Origin of the sequence: Scytonema hankhaensis NUACC26, assembly GCF_045865695.1 — a bacterium.
Lineage (GTDB): Bacteria > Cyanobacteriota > Cyanobacteriia > Cyanobacteriales > Nostocaceae > Scytonema.
Window position 1 is genome coordinate 22,639 of record NZ_BAACAP010000223.1, and the last position, 18,957, is coordinate 41,595.

The 18,957-nt window shown below is 43.0% G+C and carries 20 protein-coding genes, 1 pseudogene and 2 CRISPR repeat arrays; of the genes and pseudogenes, 7 read left to right on the forward strand and 14 right to left on the reverse strand.

The genetic code is table 11. The features are described from left to right. Positions 1-33 precede the first annotated feature (33 nt). The 6 genes from ACKTT2_RS31565 to ACKTT2_RS31590 all read right to left on the reverse strand — a co-directional run bounded on the left by ACKTT2_RS31565 (position 34) and on the right by ACKTT2_RS31590 (position 5,368). Positions 34-1,251 carry an ABC transporter permease gene (locus tag ACKTT2_RS31565; RefSeq protein WP_407894185.1) on the reverse strand — a complete coding sequence of 406 codons (1,218 nt, stop codon included), beginning with the start codon at positions 1,249-1,251 and terminating at the stop codon, positions 34-36. Then, complete coding sequence (locus ACKTT2_RS31570; RefSeq protein ID WP_407894187.1) at positions 1,248-2,723, reverse strand: efflux RND transporter periplasmic adaptor subunit; 1,476 nt, start codon at positions 2,721-2,723, stop codon at positions 1,248-1,250. Before ACKTT2_RS31570 ends, ACKTT2_RS31565 begins: the two co-directional genes overlap by 4 nt. A 410-nt stretch (positions 2,724-3,133) precedes the next feature. Beyond that, positions 3,134-3,496, reverse strand: a complete 363-nt coding sequence (locus ACKTT2_RS31575; RefSeq protein ID WP_407894189.1) for a type II toxin-antitoxin system RelE/ParE family toxin — start codon at positions 3,494-3,496, stop codon at positions 3,134-3,136. Beyond that, positions 3,486-3,743 (reverse strand): type II toxin-antitoxin system RelN family antitoxin, encoded by a 258-nt coding sequence (locus ACKTT2_RS31580; RefSeq protein WP_407894191.1) that lies wholly within the window; start codon positions 3,741-3,743, stop codon positions 3,486-3,488. The genes ACKTT2_RS31575 and ACKTT2_RS31580 overlap by 11 nt, the downstream gene beginning before the upstream one ends. Before the next feature lie 534 nt (positions 3,744-4,277). Then, positions 4,278-4,430 (reverse strand): hypothetical protein, encoded by a 153-nt coding sequence (locus tag ACKTT2_RS31585; protein WP_407894193.1) that lies wholly within the window; start codon positions 4,428-4,430, stop codon positions 4,278-4,280. 623 nt (positions 4,431-5,053) lie between these two features. Further along, positions 5,054-5,368 (reverse strand): hypothetical protein, encoded by a 315-nt coding sequence (locus ACKTT2_RS31590; RefSeq protein ID WP_407894195.1) that lies wholly within the window; start codon positions 5,366-5,368, stop codon positions 5,054-5,056. 159 nt (positions 5,369-5,527) lie between these two features. Here ACKTT2_RS31590 and ACKTT2_RS31595 point away from each other — a divergent pair, with 159 nt between their 5' ends. The 4 genes and pseudogenes from ACKTT2_RS31595 (at position 5,528) to ACKTT2_RS31610 (ending at position 9,498) form a co-directional block, all read left to right on the forward strand. Continuing rightward, positions 5,528-6,328, forward strand: coding sequence for an SAM-dependent methyltransferase (locus ACKTT2_RS31595; RefSeq protein WP_407894197.1), 801 nt, complete (start codon positions 5,528-5,530; stop codon positions 6,326-6,328). 101 nt (positions 6,329-6,429) lie between these two features. Continuing rightward, positions 6,430-6,558 (forward strand): annotated as a pseudogene (locus ACKTT2_RS31600) (PIN domain-containing protein); the annotation flags it as partial. A gap of 58 nt (positions 6,559-6,616) precedes the next feature. Beyond that, a CRISPR array of direct repeats spans positions 6,617-7,397; the repeat unit is 37 nt; unit sequence GTTTCAATCCCGCGAACGGGTTTCATTTATTTGAAAG. Between the two features lie 258 nt (positions 7,398-7,655). Then, entirely contained in the window at positions 7,656-9,245 is a 1,590-nt protein-coding gene (locus ACKTT2_RS31605; protein ID WP_407894199.1) for an MFS transporter, read from the forward strand. A gap of 37 nt (positions 9,246-9,282) precedes the next feature. Beyond that, on the forward strand, positions 9,283-9,498 hold the full coding sequence (locus tag ACKTT2_RS31610; RefSeq protein WP_407894201.1) for a type II toxin-antitoxin system HicB family antitoxin: 216 nt from the start codon (positions 9,283-9,285) through the stop codon (positions 9,496-9,498). On the opposite strand, the gene ACKTT2_RS31615 is transcribed toward ACKTT2_RS31610, so the two are convergent. From ACKTT2_RS31615 to ACKTT2_RS31650, 8 genes are all read right to left on the reverse strand, one after another. After that, positions 9,467-9,898 carry an Hsp20/alpha crystallin family protein gene (locus ACKTT2_RS31615; protein WP_407894203.1) on the reverse strand — a complete coding sequence of 144 codons (432 nt, stop codon included), beginning with the start codon at positions 9,896-9,898 and terminating at the stop codon, positions 9,467-9,469. The two genes, ACKTT2_RS31610 and ACKTT2_RS31615, sit on opposite strands and share 32 nt — an antisense overlap. A 416-nt stretch (positions 9,899-10,314) precedes the next feature. Continuing rightward, positions 10,315-10,620 (reverse strand): muconolactone Delta-isomerase family protein, encoded by a 306-nt coding sequence (locus ACKTT2_RS31620; protein WP_407894205.1) that lies wholly within the window; start codon positions 10,618-10,620, stop codon positions 10,315-10,317. 48 nt (positions 10,621-10,668) lie between these two features. Next, positions 10,669-11,064, reverse strand: a complete 396-nt coding sequence (locus ACKTT2_RS31625; protein ID WP_407894207.1) for a SnoaL-like domain-containing protein — start codon at positions 11,062-11,064, stop codon at positions 10,669-10,671. A gap of 38 nt (positions 11,065-11,102) precedes the next feature. After that, complete coding sequence (locus tag ACKTT2_RS31630) at positions 11,103-12,068, reverse strand: NADPH:quinone reductase (protein WP_407894209.1); 966 nt, start codon at positions 12,066-12,068, stop codon at positions 11,103-11,105. Positions 12,069-12,227: 159 nt separating this feature from the next. Further along, the gene (locus ACKTT2_RS31635) at positions 12,228-12,695 is read right to left on the reverse strand and encodes an SDR family NAD(P)-dependent oxidoreductase (RefSeq protein WP_407894211.1); all 468 of its coding nucleotides are present in this window, start codon (positions 12,693-12,695) and stop codon (positions 12,228-12,230) included. A 74-nt stretch (positions 12,696-12,769) separates the two neighbouring features. Next, on the reverse strand, positions 12,770-13,756 hold the full coding sequence (locus tag ACKTT2_RS31640; RefSeq protein WP_407894213.1) for an NADPH:quinone oxidoreductase family protein: 987 nt from the start codon (positions 13,754-13,756) through the stop codon (positions 12,770-12,772). 83 nt (positions 13,757-13,839) lie between these two features. Continuing rightward, positions 13,840-14,775 (reverse strand): AraC family transcriptional regulator, encoded by a 936-nt coding sequence (locus tag ACKTT2_RS31645; protein WP_407894215.1) that lies wholly within the window; start codon positions 14,773-14,775, stop codon positions 13,840-13,842. Between the two features lie 188 nt (positions 14,776-14,963). Then, the gene (locus ACKTT2_RS31650) at positions 14,964-15,287 is read right to left on the reverse strand and encodes a DUF4351 domain-containing protein (RefSeq protein ID WP_407894217.1); all 324 of its coding nucleotides are present in this window, start codon (positions 15,285-15,287) and stop codon (positions 14,964-14,966) included. Positions 15,288-15,332: 45 nt separating this feature from the next. Continuing rightward, positions 15,333-16,386: a CRISPR direct-repeat array (repeat unit 37 nt; unit sequence GTTTCAATCCCGCGAACGGGTTTCATTTATTTGAAAG). 384 nt (positions 16,387-16,770) lie between these two features. Between ACKTT2_RS31650 and ACKTT2_RS31655 the strand changes: the two genes are divergently transcribed. From ACKTT2_RS31655 to ACKTT2_RS31665, 3 genes are all read left to right on the forward strand, one after another. Then, entirely contained in the window at positions 16,771-17,664 is an 894-nt protein-coding gene (locus ACKTT2_RS31655) for an AraC family transcriptional regulator (protein WP_407894219.1), read from the forward strand. A gap of 446 nt (positions 17,665-18,110) precedes the next feature. After that, complete coding sequence (gene rd / locus ACKTT2_RS31660) at positions 18,111-18,272, forward strand: rubredoxin (protein WP_407894308.1); 162 nt, start codon at positions 18,111-18,113, stop codon at positions 18,270-18,272. 245 nt (positions 18,273-18,517) lie between these two features. Continuing rightward, on the forward strand, positions 18,518-18,919 hold the full coding sequence (locus tag ACKTT2_RS31665; RefSeq protein ID WP_407894221.1) for an ester cyclase: 402 nt from the start codon (positions 18,518-18,520) through the stop codon (positions 18,917-18,919). The last annotated feature ends 38 nt before the right edge of the window (positions 18,920-18,957 follow it).

The window sequence follows — 18,957 nt, forward strand, 5'->3', positions numbered from 1 at the left end:
ACTGGTCACTGGTCACTGATTACTGGTCACTGATTACGCACTTCTCAAAGCAACGATAGGGTCAAGTTTGGCAGCACGGCGTGCGGGAACGATACCAAAGAATAAACCAATACCACCTGAAATACCAACAGCAGTTGCGATCGCTGCATGAGATACCCCTGCTTCTAATGGAGTTAAAGCAGCTACCAGCATAATACCACTGACACCAACCGCAGTCCCGATTAAACCACCTGCTGCTGAAAGAATCACGGCTTCAATTGTGAATTGCAGCAAGATATCTTGAGGAGTTGCACCAATAGCTTTACGCAAACCAATTTCATGAGTTCGTTCGGTAACGGAGACGAGCATAATATTCATAATGCCGATACCACCAACGAATAGAGAAATTCCTGCTATTGCAGCCAACATCACTGTCAAAGCGCCCGTGATTTGACCAATAATTTGCAGTGCGTCTTTCTGACTCTGGATACTAAAGTCATCTTCGGTAGTAATTTTATGGCGCAGGCGTAGCAAGTTAGCAATCTGAAATTCTGCTGCATCAACACTATTGCTATCGCGTGCAGAAGCAACGATATAATCTAAGGCGATGCCGTATGGAGAATTTTTTCCTACGAGTCGGTTTGCTGAAGTTGTGATTGGGACTAAGGCTGCTTCATCGTAGTTTGCGCCAAGACTTGAGCCTTTTGCTTCGAGTACGCCAATAACTAGGAAGCTAGAATCTTTGATTCGCAATTGTTCGCCGACAGGATTGCTGCTACCAAATAATCTTTCTGCTAGCTCAGCACCAAGTACGGTGACTTGATTGCTACGTTTCAAGTCGATTTCTGTAAAAAACCGCCCTTTGGTGGTGTCAAAATCTCTGACTGCAGGAAAGCTAGTTGTTGTACCAATAATATTAACGTTGGTGTTTTTATTACGGTTTGTAACAACGTACCTTCTATTCAACTCAGGAGCAACTCCCGCCACTGTTGGAACTTGAGATGCGATCGCTTCTGCATCTTCCAACACTAAGTTTTTCGGCACTTCGTTAGAGATGCGTTGGGTTTCGCGATTGCCAGGAATGACAAACAACACGTTTGGACCTAAAGACTCCAACTGCTTGTTAACGTATTTTTGCCCGCCCTCACCAACACCAATCATGGCAATGACTGAGGCATTACCGATAACAATACCTAACATGGTGAGGGCGCTACGTAATTTATTTGACAGCAGGGTTTTCCCTGCCATTTTAACGCTTTCTAGGATGTTCATTTTTTCTGCTGTTCTTGCATCTTCTGAATTTTGTAGTTAGGTGGTGGGTTGAGGAAAATGCGATCGCCCTGTTTCACACCATCTAAAATTTGAGTTTGGTCTTGAACTTGCGCTCCAATAGTCACTGAGCGGAACTTAGGTTGATTTTTCTCATCCGGTACTAAAACACCCGTTTCACCCTTTTCGGTCACAATTGCGACTGTCGGCACCAACAAAGCATCTTGTACCTTGTCGCCCAAGAACGTCATATCCACATTCAAACCAGAGCGCAATTTATCTGTACCAGTATCAATGGCAACTTTCACTTGGAACAGGGTGACACCTTCTTCCTTAACTGCTTCAGGCGCAATCAAGCGAACATGACCTTTAAAAACTTGGTCGGGATAAGCATCAGAAACAATTTCTACCTGCTGACCTTGTTTGATTCTACCTATATCCGCTTCTGGGATACTAGCCAGAACTTCCAAGCCACGTGCGACAGCTACAACCGAACTCGAAGTAGCGGATGCACTCGAAGATGCAGAAGTTGTTGGTGTTACATAAGCACCGACGTTAGCATACTTTTGCGTGACAACTCCTGAGAAAGGAGCGCGGATAATTGTATTGTTTAAATTGACTTGCTCTGCTTTGAGTTGAGCTTGAGAAGCTGCAACAGCCGCTCGGCGTTGAGCTATTTCCTCAGCACGAGTTCCACTTTCTAAAAGCTGTAAAGAGGCGCGTGCTTCCGAGACAGAAGCTTCTCTACGAGAGATTTCTTCAGAACGAGTGCCACTTTGTAGGAGTGCCAAGCGTTTTTCAGCTTCTCGCAAATTTGCCTTAGCAGAGTTATCTTCGCTAACGGCTTGGTCGAGTAATTGTTTTTTCTCCGCGCCCTGTTGGTACAAGTATTGATAACGCCTTACTTGTTCGCTCGTGTAATCAGCCCTTGCTTTGGCTGCATCCACTTGAGCTTGAGCTTGAGAAATTTCTTGGGGACGATTACCTGCTTTTGCTTCAGCCAGTTGCGCTTCTGCTTGTGCCAAACGTGCTTTGGATTGGGAAATTTCTTGAGGTCGATTTCCTGCAAGGGCTTGATCTAACTGAGCTTGGGATTGTGCTAGGTTAGCACGGGCTTGAAGGATGCGAGCTTGAATATCTGCACTATCCATTTTGGCGATAATTTGCCCCTGCTGTACTTTATCTCCTTGTTCGACGTACAACTCTACAAGAGTTCCAGAGCTTTTCGGGCTAATGTTTACGCTTTGGACTGGGACAACTTTACCACTTGCGGAAATTCTTAGGACGACATCTTTTGCTCCTACTGGAATTGTGAGGGCTGTAATGTCTTGTTTTTTTGCCGCTTGTTCGACAACTGCATTGTATGTTGTGGCAGTCCCTGCAACTAAAGCACCAGTTGTTACGAGAGCGATCGCCCAACGTAACGGGTGTTTAACTTTTTTACCAATGACAGGGATTTCTAAATATGTAGTCATGTCACTAATAATGTATTCTTTTTTACTTAATAATTTTAATAAAAGACTTTCCTTTATATTATTTTTTCTGCTTGTGTATAGCTTCACCTGAATGGATGACTTTTAGTGGAGAATTCGGGGAGAGCCAGTTACAATAGTGGCACAGTGTTTATTGATTTTTTATAGACTTTTTGTCAAAAAATAGCAGATTATAGTTATATTTAAATATATATATGTTGGGGAAGGTACGCGATAGTGCGGGTGGAGTATATGTGTACCTCACTAAGTTAAAATCTTCTGTATATAGCAATTCCCATTTCCGTCAGGTACACCGAAAAAATAATTAACCGCAGATGAACGCAGATGGACGCAGATAAATTTCGGATAAATCTGTACCTCAGTAGAATGGGAAATACTATATCTCCAGTTAGCTATCCTTCATCAGGATAAAACTCAGACAGTAACTCTCTAATTTCATTGATGCCAATATCTTCTCGGTCTGACTTTGAATAAATTGTCAGTAGCACAATACTTTTTAAAGATACTGCTTGATAAATTATTCTATACCCCGCACTTTTACCTTTTTGGATATTACTATTACGAACTCTTACTTTATAAATCACCCACTCCTCACAAATTCTAGCGATTCTATCTCCTAGAATTTCGCCTTCTTGTAATCGAGTGATAACTGATTGAATATCAGATTTAATATTGCGAAATCTCTTTGAAAGTCGGTGAAGTTCTTCTTCAAATTCCGTAGAGAACCGAATTACAACTACATCGTTATTCTGCATCAATTCTATTCCATAGCTCGCTGATTGGTCTAGTTTCTCCAGCTTTGACTTGCTGTAAAGCCCTTCTCAAGCTAGCTTTAATCTCCTCGACGGGTGTATCATCTTGCTCGATATCTTCTGCTTCTACTGATTCTGGAACCAAAATAATGACCCGAACTTGATGAGGATAAGTTGCTCCTTTTATCGGTTCATCTAAAATCAGGTTACCCCGGTTGTCAATTTTGCCCATGACTTCAATCGCTTTCATTGAGTGCTTACCTCGTTTTATAAAAGATCGCTCGATCCAAACCCGATTTCCAATAAAAGAGTGCTTGCCACTTTCATTGAGTGCTTACCTCGTTTTATAAAAGATCGAGTCCAGAATTCCTGTTTCAATCCCGCAACCGGGTTTCATTTATTTGAACCCTAGCAGTGGATGCCAAGACATTATTCTGATTTCACGTTTCAATCCGGCAAACGGGTCTTATTTATTTGAACCGCGCTCTACCAAACCTAACTACAGAGCCATTTCCACGAACGCTCTTGGCAAGACAGTTTGAAAAATCCATTTTTGGCTTTCAAGAACAGGCTCTGTGTTCATACCTCAGTGGTTAAAAGTACTGATTTGTCTAGCTTCTGTCGTTTTGGTGCGGAGGTGGATGGTTTTTGCTCGTGCGTTACCTTGCCAAAAAATTTACGATAACATTTTATCATAATACTCTTGTTCTTGCTGTCGAAGCTACTAGGCACAAAGACTTGGTGAAATGAAACAGCCTTGCTACTTGAGGCGAGGAGTGAAAAGTTACATTTTTAAACCTGCATCCTGCACGCTCGCAGATGCCTTGCCATTTACCGTCAGGACAATCGGTTTGTGGCTCTCCTGTAAGTGTTTAATGAAGTGTTTGACGTTGCGCTGGAAGTCTGAAACAGGATAAATTCCCCGTGCATCGAGCATGACTATTACCTTTGCATGAAATTTCATGTTATCGCATTAGCTTGAGAAATCCAAACATTTTTTGTCTATATTCACATTTCTTGTGAAAGTGCCTTTCTGATATGAAACTTGTTTCAATCCTGCAAGCGGATTTCATTTATTTGAAAGCCTTTCCCTGCCCGTGGTCATGCTGCTTTTGAAAGTTTCAATCCCGCAAGTGGGTTTCATTTATTTGAAAGTTCTAGTTTTCATGATTGGAATAACTTTTTTGCTAACAGTTTCAATCCCGCAAGCGGGTTTCATTTATTTGAAAGCTGAATTCGTTTCTCATTCTCCGCGATCGCATGACGGTTTCAATCCCGCAAGCGGGTTTCATTTATTTGAAAGCCAACTAAAAATTGAAACCCAATATACTTCTAATGTTTCAATCCCGCAAGCGAGTTTCATTTATTTGAAAGCGATACTGCTTATCAAATTTCTAGGATGAAGAGATGTTTCAATCCCGCAAGCGGGTTTCATTTATTTGAAAGTTCTTTTTTAGACTCTCCCGATCGCGCAATAATTGCAGGTTTCAATCCCGCAAGCGGGCTCCGCGCCAATTTCCCCACCTTCTGTGTGAAGCCACAGAAGGTAGCCCGGAGGGTTCAACTTTTTATCGGATCTTCTCGACCAATCCCGAGTTCGAGTAATTTGCGCTTGACTGACTCTGGTTCAGTTCCACAATAGTGATATTGCTTATGTCGTAAATCTGCAACGTAAAACCCTAAACTGCCGCTATTAATGCGAAATAATTCTGTCAATATTTGTTGTTGAGTTATACCGTAAAGCATCTCAAAGTCGTCTATATCGACTTTGAGATAAGTGTAAAACGGTTTCATAGCTTTAAATAGCCAACATCCGGGCTTTCTTTCAATTATGCGAATGTAATCGGGATGAATAATTTTGGAGTCGCTGTGCATGACAAACTCGCTAAATTGCTTTGTTATTTCTGGAGTAGTGTAGTGGTTCGCGAAGCAAACGCAATTTGCTTGCAGAGTAAAAACGGTTGCTATTCTATGAGAAAATATAATTTTAGAATACTATTTACATAAAATTTACGTTTCAGTCATAAAAAGATAATGGTTGAGATAAAGGATTCTGTCAGTTTAACCTCTCGTATTATGGCAGCACTGCGAGCCATAGAAACTCAAAGACCAGATAGGTTATTTGAAGACCCGTTGGCAGCTGTATTAGCTGGGGATGATATGATTGCAGAAGTTATACGAACAGCTAAAGAATATGAAAATAGAGGCACACCTTTTGTTGCTACACGAACACGATTTTTTGATGATTTTTTGATGTCTGTTGCCCATCAAACAAGTCAAGTTGTCATTTTAGGAGCCGGGATGGACACTAGGGCTTTCCGCCTAAGTTGGCATCCTGACACTCATTTGTATGAAGTAGATCGACCTGAAGTCTTGCAATTTAAAGAATCTCTTTTAGAAAATTCTCAAGCTTTATGCCATCGGCATTCACTCTCAATCGATTTGAAACAACCTTGGTCCGAGTTGCTCATTGCTCAAGGATTTCAAATTGATATCCCTTCAGCGTGGTTAGTGGAGGGAGTATTTTACTACTTGAGTGATAATGAGGTACATGACTTACTTAAGACAATTACTCACTTAAGTGCTCCTACTAGTTACTTAGGGGCTGATTTGATAAATACAAAATCGATATTACAAAGCAACGACGGATTATCTAAACATTGGCGTTATGGATGCGAAGAGCCAGAAACTTTATTCGCTACTTATGGATGGAAGGCATCAGTTGTTCAGCCAGGAGATGAACAAGCTCATTTTGGTCGTTATACTTATAAATTTCCACCCCGAGATGTTCCAGATGTTGCTCGTGTCTTTTTTGCCACAGCATTGAAAGAATAACTCCATTTTAACCACGTTCCAAAACCTAACCATTGGACTTTCTTTTAGACTTGAAGCAAGACAGTATTATAGGAGAAAAATCATGAGCTTAGTCATTCTAGATGAAATCCTTCAAGCTTCAAGGTAGACAAATCGCTATTAGTGAGGGACTTAACATCACCGGATTGCTAAGTGTTCTTTTAGAAGCAAAAAGCAAAGGATTTATTTCCACGATTAAGCCCATTATGGATGACTTGATTGTACAGGCAAGCTTTAGAATCAGTCCACATCTGTACACAGAAGTTTTACGTTTCAATCCCGCGAACGGGTTTCATTTATTTGAAAGACCGCCCAATCCTGAGAAAGATAAAAAAATATTAGAAGCGGTTTCAATCCCGCGAACGGGTTTCATTTATTTGAAAGGCGTGGGGGTTTCTTCCGATTTACCGCTACCAGGTTTCAATCCCGCGAACGGGTTTCATTTATTTGAAAGACTGAAGGTAACGATTACATAGAGCGCTTCAAAAATGTTTCAATCCCGCGAACGGGTTTCATTTATTTGAAAGCAAAGAATCATCGAGGCGGCTTTACCAAAGGTCGAAAGTTTCAATCCCGCGAACGGGTTTCATTTATTTGAAAGTCGCCAGTGTCTACAATGTCCCTTGGTGAACTGACTACATGTTTCAATCCCGCGAACGGGTTTCATTTATTTGAAAGGGGGGTGCAGCTGGTGGTTATTTAGCCGACAGAGTTGTTTCAATCCCGCGAACGGGTTTCATTTATTTGAAAGCGCAATCGATGCACCGGGTTGGCTGAACGCTGGTTGGTCGTTTCAATCCCGCGAACGGGTTTCATTTATTTGAAAGCGACCATATCTGAAAAGTGATTTAATTAGTTTAATTAGTTTCAATCCCGCGAACGGGTTTCATTTATTTGAAAGTGCCTTTCCTGCTAGAGTTCCCCGTTTTTAGTACAAGTTTCAATCCCGCGAACGGGTTTCATTTATTTGAAAGTGTTGGCGCTGGGTAATGGAAGTGTAATTGCACAGACTTCGTTTCAATCCCGCGAACGGGTTTCATTTATTTGAAAGGGCAGCCAACCAAAGCTAATAATAGAGCCGTTTCCACAGCCATTTTTGGCGGGACTGTTTTAAAAGTCCATTCTGGCTTTCACGAACAGGCTCTGTGTTCATACCTCAATGGCTGAAAGTATTGCTTTGTCTAGGTTCTGACGTTTTGGCGGGAGGTGGGGGGTTTTTGCCCGCGCTTTGCCCTGCCAAAAAATTTGGAAGACCATTAAGAATATCATAAGGTTATTGTGTCTTGCTGTCGAGGTTACTAAGCATAAGATGGCTAACATCGTCAAACAACCGTGTGATGAAGCTGTTATTCGCTCAAACCCATGCACTACCCCTTGCTCTAGAAATACCGGACAGTGGGTGTTAGCTGCTACAATCCTGGGTTCGAGCATGGCAATGATTGATGGTACTGTTATTAATGTGGCGCTTCCAGTCTTGCAATCACAATTGAATGCATCTACTACCGAAGTGCAATGGATTGTAGAGTCATATACTCTGTTCCTTGCTGCTTTAATCTTGGTTGGTGGATCGTTGGGCGATCGCTTTGGAAGACGGCGCATTTTTGCTTGTGGTGTTGCTCTGTTTGCCTTAGCCTCAATCTGGTGCGGTTTATCGCCAAATGTTAACCAACTTATTATTGCTAGAGCGGTTCAAGGAATTGGCGGTGCGTTACTCGTTCCGGGAAGTTTAGCTATTATCAGCGCCTCATTTAGCTCCGAACAGCGCGGACAAGCTATTGGCACTTGGTCGGGTTTTACAGCAATCACCTCAGCGCTTGGTCCGGTTCTTGGTGGTTGGTTAGTAGAAAATGTCTCTTGGCGCTGGATATTTTTTCTCAATGTGCCGCTAGCTGGTGTTGTACTGGGTATTTTATTTTGGCGGGTTTGTGAAAGTCGCAATGAAGAGTCTGCAAGACTGGATTGGTGGGGTGCTGCTTTGGCAACTCTCGGTTTAGGCGTGCTTGTCTACGGACTCATCGAATCGTCTCATCTGGGATTGTTTCATCCTCTAGTTCTGAGTTGTTTGGTTGTTGGTACGCTCATCTTAGGAGCGTTTGTTTTTGTTGAAGCGAACAACCATGCTCCAATGATGCCATTGTCTCTATTTAGATCTCGCACCTTCAGTGGAGCCAATTTGCTCACATTGCTACTGTACTCAGCCTTGGGTGGAGTGTTTTATTTTGTTCCGTTCAATCTTATTCAAGTACAGGGTTACTCAGCTACAGCCGCAGGTGCAGTTTTCTTACCGTTTATTTTAATCATGTTTTTCCTTTCGCGTTGGTCTGGAGGTTTAGTAAGTCGCTACGGTGCAAGACTTCCTTTAACTATCGGACCGCTTATTGCTGCCCTTGGATTTGCTGCCTTTGCCGTGCCGGGAATTGGTGGCAGTTACTGGACAACATTTTTCCCTGCTATAGTGGTGTTAGGTTTGGGTATGGCAATTAGTGTTGCTCCTTTGACAACAACGGTGATGGGTGCAGTTAAGCAGCGCCAAGCTGGTGTCGCTTCGGGAATTAACAATGCTGTTGCTCGCACTGCTGGGTTGCTTGCGATCGCTGTTTTCAATATCTTTGTTTTCAACACGTTTAACCGCAGCCTTAATGAACGTTTGGCAACACTGAACATCCCATATCAAGTTCAAAAACTATTGGACGAACAGCGCATCAAGCTAGCAGGTGCAGAAGTTCCTGCCTCTTTAAGTGTAGAATTGAGTGCAAAATTAAAACAGGCGATCGCTCTTGCGTTTGTGGATAGCTTTCGGTTAGTAATGTTTATAGCTGTTGGATTGGCGTTGGCAAGTGCGATCGTTGCTTTTGTTACGATCGGGAGAAATCAAAGGCAGATGCAGAAACTCCCATAACTTTAAATCTGTAACAATCTGATATCTTACAATACAAATGAGTCGATACAGCATGGTTGTTCAGTGGTCAGATGAAGATCGGCTTTTCTTAGTCACAATTCCAGAGTTTGCCGATCGCGTTGTCATGCCCTGCACTCACGGCAAAACTCGTGAGTCAGCAATTCGTAATGGTGAAGAAAGCCCAGTTACACTCAAGCAACTGGGCTTTTTCCGGCATGAAATTATGCAGCAGGCTGTTCTAAATTCACTTTGACAACTTTATTCTTCTCTTCTTCCTTCTTGGGCAGAGTCAAATTCAAGATCCCGTCTCTGTATTCAGCCTTGACATCAGTATTTTGAATTTTTACAGGCAATGGAATGACACGTTGAAACTTACCATATTGGAACTCAGTCCTTGTCCTGCCTTTGTCTTCAGTCTTAGTTTCAGATTTGCGCTCTCCACTAATGGAAACAGCCTTTTCTGTAACCTGAATATCTAAGTCTTTAGCATCCATACCTGGAAGTTCCAACTTGAGGTATACTGCATCATCTGTTTGAGTCAGTTCAGCAGCAGGAACTTTAACAAAATCTCTTTCAAATGGAACTCTTGTATCTTCAAACAGGCGTTGGATAGCGTTCAGTTCTTGCCAGGGGTTGTAACGAATTAATGCCATAGGTGTTATGAATAAGTGAAAATTGCGTTCTTGTTTGTTTGCTTTATATTCTTATGATATTTCTGGAAAAAAGCTTTATTGTTCGGCTTTAACTACCCTAAATATTGATAATAACCGTACAATCAAAGCAATCATTATAAATGAAATACGATAAGCTTTCAACTTATCGGACTTACAATATGGTTATGTAAATTCAAAAATATAACTTTTACGAAAGCGTTATACCATTTCACTCTTTTGGTGATACAAATACCCTGTAGGGGCGCAATGCCTTGCGCCCCTACGACCAATGTATATGTATCATGCATTTCGTAAATTGGTATTACAGCTTTAACATCAAATTGTAGTGGTATTACGTCTGAGGAGAATTTGATTCAGCAGAAGTGACTATTTTCCGCTTTTCCATATTGAAGTCTTCATTCATCACCCAGTTGCTGTGTAAACAGTGAGGCATAACCAGTATAAGGCTTGAGTGGCAAGACTTCACAGGCAAGGATATCTTCTTTCACCATTGGGAGCTTTTGCACCTGCTCGGCGATGGATTCAACACTTTCACCTTCCCAGAGCATCACTGCACCACTCATATCAGCGATGTAGTACATCTGGCGAATTTGCTCTGAAGCATAAAACTCCCAAGCTTGAGCTGCTTCTGCACTCACAAAGGGCAAAACCTTCTCTACCGGAATTCCTGGCTTGACCCGCGCAATGACTAAGACCTGCATAGTTATGACCTCTGAATTGATAACTGGAATAACCTGCTGTGTGATTCTTCAATGGATTTGGTTATATTCCTTCGCTTTACCATCAAAGCTAACGGGATCGTAGAAGTAGCGTTCGTGGATAATTCTGCCATTCTTCCAGAGCTGCAACCCAACTTCTTCAACGTGGATGTGATAGCCATCTTGAGTGGTCGCATCTAAGTGCATTTCTACCATTGAGCGATCGCCATCCACCAAAACAGCACCGATTTTGAAATCGTGAACTTCTTTAATGTTAGCGTTCATTAATTTTTGCCGCTCGATACTTAGAGCACGACCAACACGCGGAGGTTGCATATTTTCTTGAACGATTACATTCTCATCGTAATAGCGTTCGTAGATTTCTTCAGGTGACGGGTTGGTTTTAAAAAACTCTAGTAACTCGTGTATTCGGTTATTGGTAGACATGAGGTTTCTCTAGAATGACTGTTGGGATGACACAGACGCTAAAACGTTAATACAATTTTTCCTGCACTACTAGCTTGATGCACTGCTTCATGAGCTTTTACCACATCTGCAAGGGCGAATTCTTGCCCCACAATTGGACGCAGGTTATTGTTCTGCAATTGGCTGTAAAGCGCACTGTGAATCTGGGCAGATTCTTCCGGGGTTGTTAACCCAATGTATAGCCCAATAACGCTGGCACCTTTCCACAAAATCGGCGTAGGATCGAACGTTACAGGTGCATCGGTACCGCCAATTATGATAATTCGCCCAAACGTGCCTACTAGACCAACATCTTCTGCCAGTTTTTTAGTCGCATTCATTTCGAGAATAACATCGTAACCTTTGCCTTCAGTCAGTTCAAGCGCCTTTTGCAGATAGTTCGTCGAACGATGGTTAAGGGCGTAGTGTGCGCCTTCTTGTTGCACGAGTTCTAAGCCGCGATCGCTTCCCGCAGTCCCTACCACAGTCATCCCTGCTGCTCTTGCCAATTGCACCGCCGCAGTACCCACCGCACCACTCGCTCCATGCACAAACACGCGCTCGCCCGCCTTGGCGTGAGCTAAGTTGAATAGTGCATAATAAGCAGTTGGATAGGAATTAACAACAGCAGCACCTTGAGCAAAGGATACGGTGTCGGGCAACGGGTAAACACTAGTAGCATCATGCACTATTAGTTCTGAATATGCACCCAAGAAGGTGTTAACATAGACGCGATCGCCCACCTTAAATTTCGTTACGCCCTCCCCAATCGCTGCAATTTCTCCAGACGCTTCAAAGCCTGGAATGTAGGGTAACGCTGGCGTTGGCGCACCATGACTTTGTTCTCTGACATAGGTGTCGAGCGGACTAACGCCTGCTGCATGAACGTGAATCAGAGCTTCTCCTGCAGCAGGAACGGGATCGGGTAGTTCGATGATTTTGAGTACGTCCGTGGTGCCAAACTCATGCACTTGTACAGCTTTCATGACAATTTCTTATTTCTCATAAAATAATTACTTTGCAGAAAAAAGGGAGCGAAATCTGTCCCTACTATTGGACAGTGAAACCACCATCACTGAATAATTCGTAATTTGTAATTCGTAATTCGTAATTGAAGTCAAAAATTACGAATTACGAACTACGAATTACGAATTGGAGCGAAGCGACTTGACTCCACCGCCCATTGATGCCATATTGACAATCGCTCCCGATCCGGTTTTGAGTAGTGCCGGAATCTGATATTTCAGACATAGCCAGACAGCTTTCAAATTGACATCCGTTTCTGCATCCCATTCCTCCTCTGAGCGTTCAGTCAGAGGAACAGTTTTACCAAAACCCGCATTATTACAAACACAGTCTAATCGCTCGAAGGTTTCTAGCGTTTTGTTCACTAATGCTTTTACATCAACAGCTTTCGTTACGTCAGTTTGCACAAATAGGGCTTCAGCACCAACATCTTTGACAAGACGAACAGTTTCTTCGCCTTCTTGAGTACGCCGTGCTGCCACAACAACCTTCGCTCCAGCTTGAGCAAAGGCAACTGCAGTTGCCCGACCAATCCCAGAACTGCCACCCGTAACGATCGCAACTTTTCCTTTCAAACCGAGTTCCATAATTTATTCTTACCTTGCAACATTAGAATTTCCATGCATTACAGTGACTCGATTGGGCGACCGCTTTCCGACCCCTACATGGTCAGCACGACTTTAGCGCCAGCCCCTTGATGCACTTGTGCGATCGCCTCAGCTGCCTGCTCTAGCGGCATTGTTTTAACGGTCAAATCCTTAAAGATGCCGTCTTGATGCCAACTCAAAATCTCAGCTAATCCTTGACGCACTAAATCCAAATGGTGAACGGTATAGTGAGCGAAATCGGTACCAACGATCGCAAAATTACCAGCCAATACCCGAATCATGCTCAGTTCAGGAATAATCCCACTCGCCATACCGATTGGCAGCAATCGTCCTTCTGATGCTATCGATTGAATAGCGGCTTCAAACAAATCACCGCCCACAGTTTCAAAAGCAACATTCACACCTTTGCCTTGGGTGAATTCTTTGATGCGATCGCTCACGTTTTCTTGCTTGTAGTCAATGACACAATCCGCACCCAAGTCTTTCGCATACTGCACTTTTTCTCCGCCGCTTGCCGTAGCAATGACCGTTGCCCCCAGATGCTTGCCGATTTGCACAGCCGCCGATCCTGTCGCCCCTGTTGCACCTGTGACGAACAGGGTTTCACCCACTTGCAATTGGGCGCGATGCTTGAGGGCAATGTATGCAGTGCCATACATGACGGGGAGGGCAGCTGCGATCGTAAAATCAACACTATCAGGGATTGGAACCACGTTTTTGGCAGGAACCGCTACCTGTTCTGCAAACGCACCAAAGTTCGCAACACCCTCGCTCAGATAAGGCAAGGTCATCAGAACGCGAGTACCAGGTTGTAAATGTGTCGTTCCAGCAATAATCTCACCTGCTGCTTCAAATCCCGGCGTAAAGGGTAATGCAGGCGGAATTTGAAACATACCATTGACCGCGTACCAATCTGCCGGATTTACGCCCGCTGCTTTGATTCGGACAACCACGCGATCTACCGTCGGTTGGAAATCGGCAACCTCTTGGACTTGAATAGCAGTTGGATCGGCAAATTTCTGAACTTGTAAAGCCTTCATAGTAGATTTCTTACTCGAACTCATTCAGGTTTAAAGTGTTACCCGAACGATTTCTAGAGTAATGTTTATCCCAACTGCTTTTATTACATAATCTTGCTCGTTTTTTTATACATTCTTGCAATTTCTTTGGGAGTAGTACCTGTCAGCCGCTTAAAGTGCCGATTCAGATGTCCCTGATTGGCAAAGCCACACTCTAAGGAGATCTCCGCTAGACTCAAATCACCTTTTCGCAACAATTGTTTTGCCCGTTCTACTCGTTGCTGAATTACATACTGATGTGGTGCGATCCCCAGAGATTGCTTAAACAGGCGACTGAAATAAAACTGGCTCATGTTAACCTGTTGCGCTAACTCTTCTAGTCTTAGACTACAGTCTAGGTGAGTATCAATATAGTCCAGCAACTGATTCAATTTGTACCGAGGTAATCCATCGGTATAAGTAGCGATTTGGACTTTTTGAACGCCGTATTTTCGCAGCAAGTGCGCCACAAGCGTTACCTTAAGTCGATCGACAAATAAATGAGTATTAATGTCTGACGCGATTAATTCCTGTTTTAGGGTGAACAGAATTCCTTGAATTAATGGATCTTGAATGGTGGCAAACTGGGGGATCAGTTCGATGCGATCGGAATTAACCAGTTCCTGACCCACTTGAATAAACACATGAGGAGCTAGCCCAACAAACATAAACTCGATATCCTGTTGCCAGTTACAGCGATGCAGTGCCCCAGCTGGAAGAATAAAGGCGTTATTTTGACCCACTAAATGATGTTGAGACTGCCCGTCAATCGACTGGCTAATTGGCGTACCAGATGTCACCATGGTCAAAATATGCATTTGGTGACGGTGTTCGCCTGTGTCGTGCGCGGGCTGTTGCTGTACTTCAAAATGCAAATGAGTCCATTGAGCAGGGCTAGACAAAGAAGCAGATTTTGGCAAAACCAAATTTGAGGCTTCTGGCTGTTCGCCATAGTCAAGTACAGGGATTTCTTGAGGTTGTACTGGCTGTTCTGCTGTCATGCTGATTGTTTTGAGTTAACACTTCACTCTAATTATCATTGTTGAACGCCTTTTAAAAAATCGATGTTTCAATTATCAGCAATAATTGTAGGCGATACTAAAAACTAACATGGACTCAGGTCTCTGAGGGTATTTTTGACACAGTTATCAGCAATAATTGTAGGCGATACTCTTTGTAAGCTACTGCTCTACATCGGGCTACGCCGATGTTCTGCTAAGAAGTGTTCCAAATCCGCTAGAGTGTTGAAATCTAGCAGGGCTTCGCTGAGGTCTTCAAGTACCGAAAGAGAGAGTGTAGAGAGAAGCGATCGCATCTCATCAGAAAGTTCAGGTCTCAATCGGCGTGTTAACTGTCGAGTAACCAGTGCAAGTGCTTCCACAACTCGTCCTTCTTCCTTCGCTTCCCGAATTGCCCGTGGCTCTTGAGTCAAATCCAGCCCTAGCATTGCCTTAATCTCCGCTCGACTTAAATTAGCAAACTTATAGACCATTATAGAGGTGATAATTTTCATTAATTTGAAAGGTTCGCATGAATCGCATGAAGGCGATCGCCGATGGTTTCAATCCCGCAAGCAGGTTTCATTAATTTGAAAGTCTTGTCAAAGCCCAGACGACTTAGTAAAGGCATCGTTTCAATCCCGCGAACGGGTTTCATTAATTTGAAAGCTAAAGATATGTTGTGAGCGATCGCAATATTCTTGTTTCAATCCCGCGAACGGGTTTCATTTATTTGAAAGCTTTCTCAAAAAGGATTTTCTTGCCTTTTCCTTTTTCGGTTTCAATCCCGCGAACGGGTTTCATTTATTTGAAAGTACGGTTCTCGCGTAGGGGAGTATCAATTAGAGGAAGTTTCAATCCCGCGAACGGGTTTCATTTATTTGAAAGTAGATGATACCATATTTTCTATCTCCTATTAACTGAGTTTCAATCCCGCGAACGGGTTTCATTTATTTGAAAGTTGGGGCATGAGGTTAGTAATGATGTTCAAAAACTGTTTCAATCCCGCGAACGGGTTTCATTTATTTGAAAGTTGATGCTTTGCATATCGGGCAGTGTGGGGACTTTCTGTTTCAATCCCGCGAACGGGTTTCATTTATTTGAAAGATCTTCATTAGGCTGCTCTAAGCCTCCAGAAGCAAAGTTTCAATCCCGCGAACGGGTTTCATTTATTTGAAAGTCTATAAACCATCTCCAGCCTTGACCCAAACACACATGTTTCAATCCCGCGAACGGGTTTCATTTATTTGAAAGTGATATTAAAGCTTATGTTGATGATACCCAATTGTTTCAATCCCGCGAACGGGTTTCATTTATTTGAAAGCAGACTCCAGCCCCCAATGCCACTCCTCAAAACAAGTTTCAATCCCGCGAACGGGTTTCATTTATTTGAAAGAAACCAACTTTCAGAAGAAGCTATTAATGAAATTGTGTTTCAATCCCGCGAACGGGTTTCATTTATTTGAAAGAGTATCTATCCCAACTGAATCTCAAACGAATTGGCGGTTTCAATCCCGCGAACGGGTTTCATTTATTTGAAAGAAGGTGGAATGGTAAATATTTGCTTACACCATTCTGTTTCAATCCCGCGAACGGGTTTCATTTATTTGAAAGGGCAGCCAACCGAAGCCAATTATAGAGCCATTCCGATGACCATTTTTGGCAGGTCTATTCTAAAAGTCCATTTCTGGCATTCATGAACAAGCTCTGTGCTCATACCTCAATCGCTGAAACTATTGAATTGTCTATGTTCTGTCAATTTGGCGGGAGGTGGGGGGTTTTCGCCCGTGCTTTGCCCTGCCAAAAAACTGTTAATTTCATTCTAGCATCATAAGATGATTGTCTCTTGCTGTCGAGATAGCTTGGAACCGTAATGCTGTGAAACCATTCTGAAAAAGAACAGTTGTTACCCATTTACAGTATAGTAATAGCGATCGCTCCACACCCACTGATGTTGATAAACGACCTTCAGTAAACTAAAAAGTTTAGGTTAACAATATGTCAACAGAGAAACCCTCAACCATTGTTTACCCAGGAACGGATGATACTTCGCAGGTCACACCTCGCCTGCCTCTCCTTTCCAGTTACCAATTAGAGTGGAATGGAATTCAGATCGAGCACCATCGGCAACCAGCTTGGGAGATACCCGAGCACAGCAATGCTCAGCATGTCGTTGTTGTTCATCACTCTGGCACTCAAGTAGAGCGAGTGTTGAACGAACGCAGGCGGAGTGAGCAGGTTCTCAACGGGAATGTCGTGATTATTCCGGCTAGCGTACTGCATAAATCGAGCTGGGATCGAGAAAGCGAAGTGACTTTGCTCATGCTTGAGCCTACCCTCTTGGCTCAAATTGCTCATGAATCTGTAGATCGAGATCGTGTTGAACTTCTCCCCCAATTTGCCAAGCCCGATCCGTTAATTTATGGAATCGGACTTTCCCTGAAATCAGCGCTGGCGTCGAATGGACGGTGCGATCGCCTTTATGTCGATTCCCTAGCAACTACGCTATCAATTCATCTGTTGCGGAGTTACTGTACTTGGGAGCAAATCATTCAGAAATATGAGAATGGACTACCTTGGTACAAGCTCAATCAGGTGCTGGAGTATATCAATGTACATCTTGAGCAAGAAATCAGGCTATTGGCTCTAGCTGAGGTATTAGAAATTAGCCAATACCATTTTTGTAAACTGTTCAAACAGTCGATGGGCATTGCTCCTTACCAGTATGTAATTCAGCAGCGAGTGGAGCGAGCAAAGCAGTTGTTGAAGGTAAAGGATCTGTCTATTGCTGATATTGCCTTGCGATGTGGCTTTACAAATCAAAGTCACCTAACCAAGCATTTTCGACAACTGACAGGCATCACTCCAAAGGCTTATCGAAAAATTAGTTAATCGAGCTTGCCAGAAAATCCCAAGAATGTGATAACTCAGCAAGAATATGAAAGAATTTAGCATCACTTCCGTTTAATACTTGTTGAAGTCAAGCAGAGTTGGGTGAAAAGCATGTGGTTAATGTAAGCTTATGCCAACGAATTGAGACTATTTAGAACCCTATGTGTCCCTGTGGCGTTTGTACATTCTATAGCCATCCTAAATCATTTGTAAAATTCTCTCTTCTCTCTTTTCTCCCTTGCTCTTTGCGACGCTAGGTGCTTCAACTGGTGGTAACCACAAGCTAGCACTGGCTCCAAAAATGCGCTTAATAATTTTTACCTGGATTCCTGTTAATAGAACACAGCAAAGTCAATAAATAATCGGGCGGAGAGAGAAACGCTTGTAGGCAAGTGATAGATAGGCTTTTAGTTCTCTGGGAGGAAAAGATAGTCATGAAAACTGCAATGGAAAAATATGTTTGTCTTATCTGTGGTCATGAGTACGACCCAGAGCAGGGGGATTCAGACTCCGATATTGAACCTGGGACACCTTTTAAAGATGTTTCAGATGATTGGGTCTGTCCAGTTTGTGGCGCAACGAAAGACCAGTTTGAAGTGAAAGAATAACCTCTGCTGTCCAACAACTTTCCTCAAAGTTAGGAGACTTATTTCAATGCAATCAAAGGATACTCGTGAAATCGTGAAAGAGGTGCTACGAACAAATGAGCTTCAAACCTGGTTTATTACCGAGCAACTTGTCGATACCCCACTCGTTCGCAGCTAAGTAGGTCAATGTATCATCCTCGCTAGAAATGCTTCAACAGATTAGATGCTGTTGCACTGTTCGTTTAGGGAGTTAGACAACAATAAATATGGACAATGAGACCCTTGCTCGCCAGTTCTATGCCGCTTTTAACACTGGCAATGTGGACATATTAGATGATATCCTTGCTGTCGATTGGGCAGATCGTCCGGCAATTCCAGGACAAGCACCAGGACCTGATGGCGAAAAGGCAACCATTCGAGCGTTTCGGACGGCATTTCCTGATGTTCAATTCACTCTCGAAGATATTCTGGTTACAGAAAACAAAGTTGCTGTTCGATCCACGATACATGCTACTCATCAGGGCAAATTCTTAGGGATTGCTCCAACGAATCGTTCGGTGACATTCAGGACGATGGATATTCATCGAATTGCTGAAGGTCGAATTGCCGAAACATGGCACCTCGAAGATTTCTACGGGTTACTCCAACAGATCAACGCCTCTCTGTAATTTTAAATGCATCCGTTTTACTGTTCAGGTGAAAAGGG